At 60.2% G+C, this 12,911-nt stretch carries 14 protein-coding genes; 6 read left to right on the plus strand and 8 right to left on the minus strand.

The features are described 5' to 3' along the window. Positions 1-47: 47 nt before the first annotated feature. A complete protein-coding gene (locus tag FGF54_RS01770) occupies positions 48-965 on the plus strand; it encodes a LysR substrate-binding domain-containing protein (protein WP_020812649.1) in 918 nt (305 codons plus the stop codon). A 52-nt stretch (positions 966-1,017) separates the two neighbouring features. Here the strand turns inward: FGF54_RS01770 and FGF54_RS01775 are convergent, their stop codons facing one another. The 4 genes from FGF54_RS01775 to FGF54_RS01795 form a co-directional block, all read right to left on the minus strand. Continuing rightward, positions 1,018-1,392, minus strand: coding sequence for a DUF305 domain-containing protein (locus tag FGF54_RS01775; RefSeq protein ID WP_142778758.1), 375 nt, complete (start codon positions 1,390-1,392; stop codon positions 1,018-1,020). Between the two features lie 495 nt (positions 1,393-1,887). Beyond that, a complete protein-coding gene (locus FGF54_RS01785) occupies positions 1,888-2,652 on the minus strand; it encodes a hypothetical protein (RefSeq protein WP_142778759.1) in 765 nt (254 codons plus the stop codon). Positions 2,653-2,658: 6 nt separating this feature from the next. Beyond that, complete coding sequence (locus FGF54_RS01790; RefSeq protein ID WP_142778760.1) at positions 2,659-2,928, minus strand: type II toxin-antitoxin system RelE/ParE family toxin; 270 nt, start codon at positions 2,926-2,928, stop codon at positions 2,659-2,661. Then, the gene (locus tag FGF54_RS01795) at positions 2,912-3,145 is read right to left on the minus strand and encodes a DUF6290 family protein (protein WP_003503188.1); all 234 of its coding nucleotides are present in this window, start codon (positions 3,143-3,145) and stop codon (positions 2,912-2,914) included. The genes FGF54_RS01790 and FGF54_RS01795 overlap by 17 nt, the downstream gene beginning before the upstream one ends. Positions 3,146-3,302: 157 nt before the next feature. Here FGF54_RS01795 and hisS point away from each other — a divergent pair, with 157 nt between their 5' ends. The 3 genes from hisS to hisG all read left to right on the plus strand — a co-directional run bounded on the left by hisS (position 3,303) and on the right by hisG (position 6,808). Beyond that, positions 3,303-4,823 (plus strand): histidine--tRNA ligase, encoded by a 1,521-nt coding sequence (gene hisS / locus FGF54_RS01800; RefSeq protein WP_142778761.1) that lies wholly within the window; start codon positions 3,303-3,305, stop codon positions 4,821-4,823. Positions 4,824-4,991: 168 nt separating this feature from the next. Beyond that, complete coding sequence (locus tag FGF54_RS01805; RefSeq protein WP_142778762.1) at positions 4,992-6,119, plus strand: ATP phosphoribosyltransferase regulatory subunit; 1,128 nt, start codon at positions 4,992-4,994, stop codon at positions 6,117-6,119. After that, positions 6,116-6,808, plus strand: a complete 693-nt coding sequence (gene hisG, locus FGF54_RS01810; protein ID WP_142778763.1) for an ATP phosphoribosyltransferase — start codon at positions 6,116-6,118, stop codon at positions 6,806-6,808. Before FGF54_RS01805 ends, hisG begins: the two co-directional genes overlap by 4 nt. 67 nt (positions 6,809-6,875) lie before the next feature. Here hisG and FGF54_RS01815 read toward each other — a convergent pair whose 3' ends face one another. The 4 genes from FGF54_RS01815 to groES all read right to left on the minus strand — a co-directional run bounded on the left by FGF54_RS01815 (position 6,876) and on the right by groES (position 10,586). Beyond that, entirely contained in the window at positions 6,876-7,322 is a 447-nt protein-coding gene (locus FGF54_RS01815; protein WP_142778764.1) for a DoxX family protein, read from the minus strand. 151 nt (positions 7,323-7,473) lie between these two features. Next, the gene (locus FGF54_RS01820; protein ID WP_142778765.1) at positions 7,474-7,908 is read right to left on the minus strand and encodes a hypothetical protein; all 435 of its coding nucleotides are present in this window, start codon (positions 7,906-7,908) and stop codon (positions 7,474-7,476) included. Positions 7,909-8,580: 672 nt separating this feature from the next. Continuing rightward, complete coding sequence (gene groL, locus FGF54_RS01825) at positions 8,581-10,215, minus strand: chaperonin GroEL (RefSeq protein ID WP_063947704.1); 1,635 nt, start codon at positions 10,213-10,215, stop codon at positions 8,581-8,583. Positions 10,216-10,289: 74 nt separating this feature from the next. Continuing rightward, a complete protein-coding gene (gene groES / locus FGF54_RS01830) occupies positions 10,290-10,586 on the minus strand; it encodes a co-chaperone GroES (RefSeq protein WP_004440196.1) in 297 nt (98 codons plus the stop codon). Positions 10,587-10,954: 368 nt separating this feature from the next. Between groES and FGF54_RS01835 the strand changes: the two genes are divergently transcribed. Beyond that, a complete protein-coding gene (locus FGF54_RS01835; RefSeq protein ID WP_142778766.1) occupies positions 10,955-11,803 on the plus strand; it encodes a TIGR01459 family HAD-type hydrolase in 849 nt (282 codons plus the stop codon). A 47-nt stretch (positions 11,804-11,850) separates the two neighbouring features. Next, positions 11,851-12,831, plus strand: a complete 981-nt coding sequence (locus FGF54_RS01840; RefSeq protein ID WP_142778767.1) for a bifunctional riboflavin kinase/FAD synthetase — start codon at positions 11,851-11,853, stop codon at positions 12,829-12,831. Positions 12,832-12,911: the final 80 nt, after the last annotated feature.

Here is a 12,911-nt window from a genome sequence, read left to right on the forward strand (position 1 = left end):
ATCAAATAATATGGCATATATTATTCGATAAAATCGAATGAAAAACCATGACCTTCGAACAGCTCCGCATTTTCATCGCCGTCGCCGAACGCGAGCACCTCACAAGGGCCGCCGAAGCCATCGGCCTGACCGCCTCCGCCGTCAGTTCCGCCATCAAGAATCTCGAGGCCTTTTACAACGTCGAGCTTTTTCATCGGGTCGGCCGCAACATTGAACTGACCGAAAGCGGCCGGGTGTTTCTGGGCGAAGCGAAGGCGACATTGGCGCGTGTGCGCAATGCGGAATTGATTCTCTCCGAAATGGGCGGGCTGACGCGCGGCGAAATCACCGTTTGCGCCAGCCAGACCATTGCAAGCTACTGGCTGCCGCCGATCCTGATGCAGTTCAAGAAACTTTATCCGGGCGTGACCGTGCGGCTCGATATCGGCAATACCAAGACGGTTACACAGGCCGTGCTCGACGGTCTGGCCGAGGTCGGTTTCATCGAAGGCAGGATCGATGAGCCGGCTTTGATGGTGCAGCCGGTGGTGTCCGACAAGCTGCTGGTGGTCACCGGTTCGGCCCACCCTTTCGCGGATGGCCGTTATCTCACCGCGCTCGATATGCTCTACGGCACCTCATGGGTTCTGCGCGAACAGGGCTCCGGCACCCGCTCCGCCTTCGAGGCGGCGGTGCGGCAGATGGGGGTGGACCCCGGCGAGCTTTCCGTCATGCTCGAACTGCCGTCCAACGAGGCGGTGGTGATGGCGGCACGCTCCGGCGGCGCGGCCACGGCAGTTTCTGCCTCCGTCGCCTCGCTGTTTCTGCGGCAGGGGCTGCTGGTTCGCGCCGGCATCGATCTTCCCGCCCGAAATTTCGCTTTGCTGCGCCATAAGGAGCGTCATACCAGCCGGGCGGCCATGGAGCTGGAGCGCCTCAGCCGTGCGGCCTCGGAGGACTACAAGGCCGGTCTCGCGGGGTTGTAACCTTGTGGGGAGGGAGCGCCGGCCGGCGCTCCCTGTTTGACAATAGCGGTCGTCACTTGCCCTTGGACTTCAGCCAGGCCTTCATCATGGCGATCTCGCCTTCCTGCGCCTTGATGACATCTTCGGCCAGCTTGCGGATTTCCGGGTCCTTGCCGTATTCGAGCTGGACCTTGGCCATGTCGATCGCGCCCTGATGGTGCGGGATCATGCCGCGTACGAAATCGACATCGGCATCGCCGCTATAATCGATGGCCATATCGCCATGCATTTTCTTGCTGGCTTCCATGAAGGCCTTGGTGGAAGCGCTGTCGCTCATGGTGCCTTTTGACATGTCATGTCCGGCATGGCCGCCCGCTTCCTGTGCGAGAACGGGCATGGCGAGGGAGGCCGCAAAAGCGGCGGCGAGCGTGATGGTCTTGATAGACATGGATTATCCTTCCTGTGTCTGACGGATTTTTCGAAGATGGGTCTGAAAATCTGGGTCAGGCGCGGGGAGGCGGTAGCGGCGGCGCGGAAGCCTTGCCGTGAAAGACGATGCCGCGCTGCGGCTTGGGATAGTCAAAGGTCACCCGGCCGCTATCGGCAAAGATCGTTCGCGGAACCACGATCAGGCAGGTGGCGCAGGAACCGGGATGTGCGGCATCGTCACCATGCGGGCAGCAACCGCCCGTGCCCCCTCCATGAGCCCCATTCTCCGCATGCGCCCGAGACCCTTGGTCCCGATCCGCGGCTCGATGCGAATGGGCACCGTCATGTTTCATTGGCGACTGCGAGGACGCTGCCATGCCCGTGGCCATCGGCATGCTCATCGCCATCTGCGCCGGCATTGCGCCGTATAGCAGGCAGGCAAGGAACATCAATGTGCGGGCCACCTCGGACATGACGTGAATTTACCGCTGGAATTATGGAATAAGCATGACGATCAGGTCAGTTCACGCGCGATGACGTGATGCACGATGCGATAATCCCTGCTTTCCTCGCCAAACGGGGCGAGCGGCCATTCCCACGCGGCGGCGGGGGCAGGAGGAACGATGCCATGCAGCAGGTCTTCATGCTGGTGCAGGTTGCCGTCTTTGCCGATGATGTCGAAGGAGGTGTCCGTTATCAGGCAGGCCTTGCAGGGCAGGCCAGCCAGCGCTTCCAGATGGGTGTGAATGAGCTTCGGCAGAAGATCGTCCGGGGCATTTGCGATCTTTTCCCGCTCCAGCCGGTGGCGTGCGCCGGTGCCGATCTGTGACAGGAGATTGGCCGATACCACGAGATCGAGATAGGGCACCCGCCGCAGGAAATCGAGCGGTTCCGCCGGCCGACCGGCTAGAACATCGTCAAAGCCGGAAAGATCGCGATTGGCGATGCGGACATTCTTTTTGGCATTGAGGCGCAGCTTCGCCTGCACGCTGGCAAGATGCACCAGATCGACCAGCACGACTGTATCGAACATCGCCACCAGCGCATCATAGGGCACATCGCGCAACAGGCCCGAGCCCAGCACGACCGCCGTTCGCCGCTGCTTCAGCTTTCTGGCCGATTGCAGCACGAATTGCCGGCTGTTGTTTTCATGCTCCGCCCAGGCTTTGGCGCAGCGGTTGGCACGCGCCCAGAGATTGACGGAATAGCGGATATGCGGCCGGAATTCTTTCGGCGTGACCGCGCGTGTGGCGGCATATTGCAGGGCTTCGAGGATCATGAATGCCTAACGGTAGATTTCACGGCGATGGCCGATTTCGACCACCAGCACGACGAGCTTGTGATCCTGTATATCGCAGATGATGCGGTAATCGCCCACCCGGTAGCGCCAGAAATTTCCGAGTTCGGAGCCTTGCAGGGCGGCGCCGGTTCTGCGGGGATTGTCATCTTCGGCAATCCGGTCTGCCAGAAAGGAAACGATGCGATTGGCGTCGCTCTTCGTCAACTTGCCCAGCTGTTTGACGGCAGCCCGCTGGAATTCAATTCTCCAGGTCAAGATCGCGCATCACTTCTTCCAGAGTATAGGTGCGCTCCTTGTTGGCGATGCGCTGCCGCGTCGCCTCTTCGGCAAGATAGAGATCTTCCATATCCTCGATATGTTTCTCGATCGCCTCGCGGATGTAATAGGCGGATGTACGGCCGGTGCGCTCGGACAGCGCCTTCAGCCGCTCATAGGTCTCGTCCGGCAGGCGTATGGCCGTCTGTTTGCTCATGGGTCGCGTCCTTCCCGATACTAATTGGGATACATGTATCCCATATAGCACCGCTTGCCTGAACAGGCCAGTAAAACCGCAGCCTTTGCGGCTTGCCGCACCGGGCTTCATCCTCTAATACACCGGCTTGATTTCAGGAAAATATCGGATCGGCCCCATGAGCGAAAAAGCAAAAAAGCCTCAGAAACTGAAAGCCCGCCTGCCGCGTGGCTTCGTGGATCGCTCGGTTGCCGATATTCATGCCACCAATGAGATGATCGAGAAGATCCGCAGGGTCTACGAGCTTTACGGTTTCGATCCGGTGGAAACCCCGCTGTTCGAATATACCGATGCGCTCGGCAAATTCCTGCCCGATAGCGACCGCCCGAACGAAGGCGTGTTTTCACTGCAGGACGATGACGACCAGTGGATGAGCCTGCGCTACGATCTGACCGCGCCGCTCGCCCGCCATGTCGCGGAAAATTTCAACGAAATCCAGCTGCCATACCGCACCTATCGCGCCGGTTATGTCTTCCGCAATGAAAAGCCCGGCCCCGGCCGCTTCCGGCAGTTCATGCAGTTCGATGCCGATACGGTGGGCGCCGCCGGCGTGCAGGCCGATGCCGAAATGTGCATGATGATGGCCGATACGCTGGAAGCGCTCGGAATTCAGCGTGGCGACTATGTCATTCGCGTCAACAACCGCAAGGTGCTCGACGGCGTCATGGAAGCCATCGGTCTCGGCGGTGAGGACAATGCCGGTCGTCGGCTGAACGTGCTGCGCGCCATCGACAAGCTCGACAAGTTCGGTCCTGAAGGCGTGAAGCTGCTGCTCGGCCCCGGCCGCAAGGATGAATCTGGTGATTTCACCAAGGGCGCTGGTCTTGGCGAGGAGCAGATCGAAAAGGTGCTGTTCTTCGTCGGTATCAAGGATTATGCGGCAAGCGCCGATGATCTGGCGAAACTGGTTGCGGGCACCTCGAAAGGCGAGGAAGGCGTTGAGGAGCTGAACATCATCGGCGCTCTGGTCATCAGTGCCGGTTACGATGCGACGCGCATCAAGATCGACCCGTCGGTCGTTCGCGGCCTCGAATATTATACCGGCCCCGTCTATGAAGCCGAGCTGACATTCGACGTCACCAATGAAAAGGGTGAAAAGGTCGTGTTCGGCTCCGTTGGCGGCGGCGGCCGTTATGACGGCCTCGTTTCGCGTTTCATGGGACAGCCGGTTCCGGCCACGGGCTTCTCCATCGGCGTTTCGCGCCTGATGACGGCGCTGAAGAACCTCGGCAAGCTTGGTCAGGTCAAGCCGCTTGCCCCCGTTCTGATCACGGTCATGGACGGTGATGTGCAAAGCATGGGCCGTTACCAGACATTCACGCAGGCGCTGCGCGCCGAGGGCATCCGTGCTGAAATGTATCAGGGTAACTGGAAGAAATTCGGCAACCAGCTGAAATATGCCGACCGCCTCGGTTCCCCCATCGCCATCATTCAGGGTGGTGATGAGCGCGCCGAAGGTGTGGTGCAGATCAAGGATCTGATCGAAGGCAAGCGCCTGTCCGGCGAGATCGAGGACAATGCCAGCTGGCGCGAGGCGCGTGTGGCTCAGGTCAGCGTGCCGGAAGCCGAGCTGGTGGCGAAGGTACGCGAGATTCTGGCCGCGCAAGCTGAAGATTTGGCGCGGGCGCAAGGCAAGTAACGTGGTGTCAGCCGCTTACCCCCCTCTGTCCTGCCGGACATCTCCCCCTCAAGGGGGGAGATCTGCAAGCGGCCGGCGCGGCGTACTCCTATTGATCTCCCCCCTTGAGGGGGAGATGTCACGAAGTGACAGAGGGGGGTATCTAGCGGCGTATACAGGAAATATCCCATGCCCCTAATCGACATGCCGGAATTTTCCGGAGAGCTACTGGAAGAATTCGCCGCGCGCCGCACGAGCCGTGTGAACACGCCCGTCATCCAGCCCGCCGAACCGTTTCTGGATATGGCCGGCGAGGATTTGCGTCGCCGCATCTTCATGACCGAGAGCGAGACGGGCGAGAGCCTTTGTCTGCGCCCCGAATTCACCATCCCGGTCTGCCTGCGCCATATCGAGACGGCGACCGGCACGCCGAAGCGTTATTCCTATCTTGGTGAAGTCTTCCGCCAGCGCCGCGAAGGTGCCAACGAGTTTTATCAGGCCGGTATCGAGGATCTCGGCGATACCGATATCGCCGCCGCGGATGCCCGCGCTGTCATCGATGCCACCGGCATTCTGCAGCGCCTGCTGCCGGGCCGGGCACTTGCCGTCACGCTGGGCGACCAGCAGGTGTTCGAGGCGGTGGTTGCCGCGCTTGGCCTGCCGCTCGGCTGGCAGAAGCGGCTGGTGCAGGCCTTCGGCGATATGGCGCAGCTCGACGCGTTGCTGGAAAGCCTTGTACATCCCAAGCCGATGACCGGGCTGGACGCCCGCGTCGCCGGCCTTCTGGCGACGGGCGACGAGACAGTGCTGGTCGATTATCTCGATACGGTGATGCAGGAGACCGGCTATTCCACCAATGCCAGCCGTGCGCCGCAGGAAATCGCCCGCCGCCTGCGGGAAAAACTGGCGCTTGCCGCCACGCGCCTGCCGGATGAAAGCTTCGCGCTGCTCAAGCAGTTCCTGGCTCTGAAGGCGCCGTTGCCGCAGGCCTCGCAGGTTCTGGCCGATTTTGCCGCAAAGGCGAAACTGAAACTGGATGGCGCGCTGTCCGCTTTCGATAAACGCGTCGCAGCGCTTGCCAATGCCGGTGTCGATCTCGAAACCGTCACCTATGGCGCGGCCTTCGGTCGTCCGCTCGATTATTACACCGGCCTCGTTTTCGAGGTGGTGGAAGCGGGTGGAGACAGTGTGCTGGCCGGTGGCGGCCGTTTCGACCGGCTGCTGACCCTGCTCGGCGCACAGGAAAAAATCCCGGCCGTGGGCTTCTCGCTCTGGCTGGATCGCATCGAAACGGTGCGCGGGAGCGACAAGCCATGATCACCATCGCATTGCCCTCCAAGGGCCGGATGAAGGAAGACGCCTCCGCTGTTCTGGAACGCGCCGGGCTGAAAGTCGCGGCTGTCGGCAATGACCGCTCCTATCGCGGTCGCATCGAAGGGCGCGACGATATCGAGATCGCTTATCTTTCGGCCTCCGAGATCGCCCGCGAGATCGGCGCCGGCACCGTGGATTTCGGCGTGACGGGTGAGGACCTCGTGCGCGAGGGACTGACCAATGCCGATGCGCAGGTAGAATTCTGCGCCCGCCTCGGTTTCGGCCATGCGGATGTCGTGGTCGCCGTGCCGGAAATCTGGCTGGATGTGGACAGCATGGCCGATCTCGGCGATGTCGCTTCGGAATTCCGCGCCCGTCATGGCCGCAGGCTCGCCATCGCCACCAAATATTGGCGGCTGACACAGCAATTCTTTTCGCGCCAGCACGGCATTCAGCTTTATCGCATCGTTGAAAGCCTTGGCGCGACCGAGGGTGCGCCGGCGGCGGGGCAGGCGGATATCATCGTCGATATCACCTCGACCGGTTCGACGCTGAAGGCCAACCACCTGAAAATTCTCTCCGACGGCATCATCGTCCGGTCGGAAGCCTGCTTCGTCCGCGCTCGCAAGCTGGAACACGAAGGCGATGCGGCGGTTCAGGAAATCGCCTCGCGCATCAGGGCTGCGGTCTGACGACGTAAAACAAAAAAGCCGCCGGAGCGATCCGGCGGCTTTTTTATTGGTCGATCTGTTGTTTGGCTTATGCGTGGGCCACAGCTGCGCCGCGTCTTGCGTCGACGGAGTAGGCGCCGGGGCCGAAGGCGGCAAGCAGGATGTAAGCGCCGGCAAGGGTGATGTTCTTCACCATCATGATGCCGTTCAGCGTGTTGATCCAGCCAAGAGCCGGCTCAGGCCAGCCGGGAACGGCAACGGTGCCGCTGTGGAACACCAGACCGGTGAAGACGCAGAAGACGGCAAGCGCCCAGGCAGCGATTTTGGTCTGGAAACCAGCGAGAATGGCAAGACCGGCAACGAGTTCGAACAGGCCTGCGAGATAGGCAAGCGCGGTTGCGGCGGGCAGGCCGGCACCTGTGATCATGCCGGCCGTACCGGCCGGATCGACGAGCTTGCTGAAGCCCGAGGTGATGAAGATGAAGGAAAGCAGAATACGGGCGATGAGAACGAGAACGTTCTGGCTGCTGGACATGGATATCTCCGGTAAATAGTCGGCGTGTCGCCGGTTGAACTGCAATGTCTGGAGATATCAATGACCGAAAATCATCCGCCCATAAAGATGAACAATAGAAGACAAATCGTCTTCATTTTGTGAACGGTACTGAGCGTCTGTCCGGCTATGTTCAGGCGGCGAAGCGAATATCCTCAAAGCGCGGAAACAGGAAAAGCCCTGATATGCGCCCTTGCTGGCCGTCTTCGAAGCCGGAAGATTCACCCATGCAGATGACCGGCTGCCGCATCGCCGGCAAGATGGAGAGGCCGGTTGAAAAGCAGAAACGTGAGGGTGCGGTGGAAACCTGCTCGAAAAGTTCCAGAACGCGGGCGTGGTCAGCGCGGTCGTAACAGCGGACAAGGCTGAGCAACCCGCACTCGCCCGGCGGCAGGCCGTGCATGAACGATGCGTGTTCGCCGAGCCGGATGACGCCACTGGAAAGATCGCTGCTCCACTCCTCCGACATGAAGAAATGCGACAGGGTCCGGGGATCGGGCGTGGTTGTTGCCGCCGCAGGCAGAGCATCGTTGCGTCTTGATATTTCAAACAAATCGCGCCCCCGCATGAACACGTGCCAGCGCCGCCACTTCAAGCGCCACTGCCAGGTTGAACCTTTACCGCCACCCGCAGTCGAACGTGTTTGCCAGGCATCGAAACCCCTTCAATGCTGGCCGCCCCGTCGCGGAACCCTTACGGGGGGTGACTTATAGTTTATTTTCCCCTACCTACAACAACCAGCCAGTGAGAAAATCAAAAATATTATGTATTTCTTCTTCAAAATCGCGAGACATGCGAAAAAGCACAACTAAATAGCGCACTTATAAGCCGGTCCGAGTGCAAATCGGCCCCGTATGGGGTGGTGATTCGCTCTTGAATGTGCCCCATTATTGCATAGGGCTGCAAAAAATAGCCGGATAAAATCATGCCTGTTCCAAAACGGGACAATACACGAACCTTTCCGCTTTCGGCCTTCAGAATTGTGCAACCTGTTGATTTAATGAGGCATCTATCGCGAGAGCGTCGATAAAATGCGCCGCTTTTCGTCAATCACAAAGGCACGACAAAGAAAAAGGGCGGTCCGAAGACCGCCCTTTCTTAATTCCGGTGACAGGACTGATTAGAAGTCCATGCCGCCCGTCGGGCGCGCTTGCGACGCCGGACCCCTTAAAGGGCATGGGCGGCAAAGAAAAAGGGCGATCCGAAGACCGCCCTTTCCTTATTCCGGTGACAGGACTGATTAGAAGTCCATGCCGCCCATGCCGCCGCCCGGCATTGCCGGCATCGGAGCGTCCTTCTTCGGAAGCTCGGCGATCATGGCTTCGGTGGTGATCAGCAGCGAAGCAACCGAAGCTGCGTTCTGCAGAGCCGTGCGAACAACCTTGACCGGGTCGACGATGCCGAGCTGGATCAGGTCGCCATATTCGCCGGTCTGGGCGTTGTAGCCGTAGTTGTCTTCGTTCTTCTCGAGGATCTTGCCGACAACGATGGAAGCTTCGTCACCTGCGTTGTCTGCAATCTGGCGAACCAGAGCCTGCAGAGCGCGGCGGATGATGTTGATACCGGCTTCCTGGTCGTCGTTTTCACCCTTTGCGGTGATCTTCGTGGACGAACGCAGCAGGGCAACGCCGCCGCCCGGTACGATGCCTTCCTGAACGGCAGCGCGCGTCGCGTTGAGAGCGTCGTCGATGCGGTCCTTCTTTTCCTTCACTTCGACTTCCGTCGAACCGCCGACGCGGATAACGGCAACGCCGCCAGCGAGCTTGGCAAGACGTTCCTGCAGCTTTTCGCGGTCGTAGTCGGAGGTGGTTTCTTCGATCTGGGCCTTGATCTGGGCAACACGGCCTTCGATGTCGGACTTCTGGCCGGCGCCGTCAACGATCGTGGTGTTTTCCTTGGAGATCGAAACCTTCTTCGACTTGCCGAGCATGTCGAGGGTAACGTTTTCGAGCTTGATGCCGAGGTCTTCGGAAATGACGGTACCACCGGTCAGGATGGCGATGTCTTCCAGCATGGCCTTGCGGCGGTCGCCGAAGCCAGGAGCCTTGACGGCAGCGATCTTGAGGCCGCCACGCAGCTTGTTGACGACGAGCGTTGCAAGAGCTTCGCCTTCGACGTCTTCAGCGATGATGACGAGCGGCTTGCCGGTCTGAACGACGGCTTCGAGAACCGGCAGCATGGCCTGAAGGTTCGAGAGCTTCTTTTCGTGCAGGAGGATGTAAGCGTCTTCGAGGTCCGCAACCATCTTTTCCGGGTTGGTCACGAAGTAGGGCGACAGGTAGCCGCGGTCGAACTGCATGCCTTCGACGACTTCGAGTTCGGTTTCGGCGGTCTTGGCTTCTTCAACGGTGATGACGCCTTCGTTGCCGACCTTCTGCATTGCTTCAGCAATGTCGAGACCGATCTGACGCTCGCCGTTTGCGGAGATCGTGCCGACCTGCGCAACTTCTTCGGACGTGTTGATCTTCTTGGCCTTGGCCTGAAGGTCCTTGACGACTTCAGCAACGGCCAGATCGATACCGCGCTTCAGGTCCATCGGGTTCATGCCGGCAGCAACTGCCTTGGAACCTTCGCGAACGATGGCCTGGGCCAGAACGGTCGCGGTGGTGGTGCCGTCACCGGCGATGTCGTTGGTCTTGGAGGCAACTTCGCGAACGAGCTGTGCGCCCATGTTCTCGAACTTGTCTTCCAGTTCGATTTCCTTGGCGACGGAAACGCCGTCCTTGGTGATGCGCGGAGCGCCGAAGGACTTGTCGATAACGACGTTACGACCCTTCGGGCCGAGGGTGACCTTTACTGCATCAGCAAGAACGTCGACGCCCTTGAGCATCTTTTCGCGTGCTGTGCGGCCGAATTTTACTTCTTTGGCTGCCATTTTCAAAACTCCTGGTTTCGAATGGCCGGACCGGGTCCGGCTTGGAATTTAAGGAAACGATGGGTCGACTGAAATCAGCCGATGATGCCCATGATGTCGGCTTCCTTCATGATCAGAAGGTCTTCGCCGTTGAGCTTGACTTCGGTGCCCGACCACTTGCCGAACAGAACGCGATCGCCAACCTTGACATCGAGAGCGACGACCTTGCCGGCCTCGTCACGTGCGCCGGAACCGACGGCGACGATTTCGCCTTCCTGCGGCTTTTCCTTGGCGGTATCGGGAATGATGATGCCGCCCTTGGTCTTTTCTTCGGACTCAACGCGACGAACGACGACGCGATCGTGAAGCGGGCGGAAATTGGTGCTTGTCATTGTCTAATCCCTCGATCAAATGACTGCGCGAGCTTTTGGAACTCGCCTGATGGGTGTTAGCACTCTCCTTTATCGAGTGCCAGCGGAACCGAGATAAGGAGGGCTTCTGTCGGAGTCAAGAACGCCCTGTCTGAAAAATTTCATGGCTTATGGTTATCAGCGTTCCATGACAGAAATTTCCCATGCGCGGACGGGCGCGGCGACGTCGTTCTTTTTGCCCGTTGCGGCCGCATCGCATCTAAGGGGCATTTGTGTTCATGCTGCGTCAGGCGGGCCAAAGACCGGTCTGGCGGCGCTTTTTTCCTTGCCATCGGCGTCCCGCTTTGCGATGTCACGCTCACCCTCTTCTCGCATCCGGAAAGCATCTCATGGCCCATCGCATTCTCACTCTCGGCGAAATCACGGCTGGGTTCGACGTTATTCTTTCGGATGTCTGGGGCGTGCTGCACAATGGCGTCAGCGCCTTTCCGGATGCGGCAGTTGCCCTGCGGGAAGCGCGCAAGGCCGGCAAGACGGTGGTGCTCATCACCAATTCGCCGCGTCCCGCTCCCGGCGTCATCGCCCAGCTTCGCGTTCTCGGCGTGCCGGATGAGGCCTATGACCGCATCATCACCTCCGGTGACGTCACCCGCGGCCTGATCGCGGAAGGCCCGAAAAAAGTATTCCTGCTCGGCCCGGAACGCGATCTGCCGCTGCTGGACGGTCTCGATGTCGAGCGCGTCGGCGAGGCGGAAGCGCATTCCGTGGTCTGTACCGGCTTTTTCGATGACGAGACGGAAACGCCCGAGGACTATACCGAAATGCTCAAGGGCTTCATTGCCCGCAACGTGCCGATGATCTGCGCCAATCCCGATCTGGTGGTGGAGCGCGGCGAGCGCATCATTCCCTGCGCCGGCGCCATGGCCGCATACTATGAACAGCTCGGCGGCGAGGTCCGCATTGCCGGCAAGCCGCATGCGCCGATCTATGAGGCCTGCCTTGCGGCGGCCAAAGAAGTGCGCGGCGCCTTCGCCAAGGATCGCGTGCTCGCCATCGGCGACGGCATGCCAACGGATGTGAAGGGCGCGATTGCGAGCGGTCTCAACCTTCTTTATATCAGCGGCGGCATTCACGCCGCCGAATATACGCTGAACGGCCAGACGGACGAGGCGCTTCTCAACGCCTATCTCAAGGGGCAGGGTGCTGCTCCCGGCTGGTGGATGCCCCGTCTCGCCTGAGGACGTCTTGCCTGAAGAATAGCTGGCGCAGGAATGGATCGATTGCCATGACCGTCTTTCACCGCAATGAAAAAAAGGAGCCGCTGCCGGAAGCTCTTCGCGGCGGCGTCATCGCCATCGGCAATTTCGACGGCGTGCATCGCGGCCACCGGGCTGTGCTGGATCGTGCCCTGGAGCTGGCGGAAGCCCGCGGCGTTCCCGCGCTGGTGCTGACCTTCGAGCCGCATCCCCGTTCCGTCTTCCGTCCCGATACGCCGGTCTTTCGCCTCACGCCCGCGCCGCTGAAGGCGCGCATCCTTGAGGCCATCGGTTTCCGCTCCGTCATCGAATATCCCTTCGACCGGGAATTTTCGCAGCGCTCGGCGGAGGAATTCGTCCAGTCCATTCTGGTCGACTGGCTTCATGCCAGCGCTGTCGTCACCGGCTTCGATTTCCATTTCGGCAAGGGCCGCGAAGGCGGCCCGGCATTTCTGATGGAGGCCGGCAAACGCCATGGCTTCGACGTGACGCTGGTGGATGCCTTCCGCGACGAGGGCGCGGATGTCGTCTCCTCCAGCCGGATTCGCTCGCTTCTGTGCGAAGGCGATGTGGCGGGCGCCGCAGGTCTGCTCGGTTATCGCTTCACGGTGGAAAGCGAAGTCATCGGCGGCCAGAAGCTCGGCCGCACGCTGGGTTATCCCACCGCCAACATGGCGCTGGCGCCGGAAACGGAACTGAAGGCGGGCATCTATGCCGTGCGGTTCCGCCGCCCGGACGGTTCGATCCGCGATGGCGTGGCAAGCTTCGGTTACCGCCCGACCGTCACCGAAAACGGTGCGGTGCTGCTTGAAATATTCGTCTTCGATTTTTCCGGCGATCTTTATGGCGAGGTCTGTTCGGTCTCCTTCTTCGGGCACCTGCGCGACGAGCTGAAATTCGACGGTCTCGATCCGCTCGTCGCCCAGATCAGGCGCGATGAAGAAGAGGCGAGGGCGATGTTATCGGGCGTGCGCCCGCTCAGCGAACTGGACGCCAGGATCGCGTTCTGACCGGGTAAGGCCGGTCAGCCTCTGTTTCGGCCGATATTGCCGTCGCTTTTCTCTTCCTTTTTGCCGGAAAACCGCATAAA

The sequence above is a fragment of the Agrobacterium sp. T29 genome (assembly GCF_006970545.1).
GTDB lineage: Bacteria > Pseudomonadota > Alphaproteobacteria > Rhizobiales > Rhizobiaceae > Agrobacterium > Agrobacterium leguminum.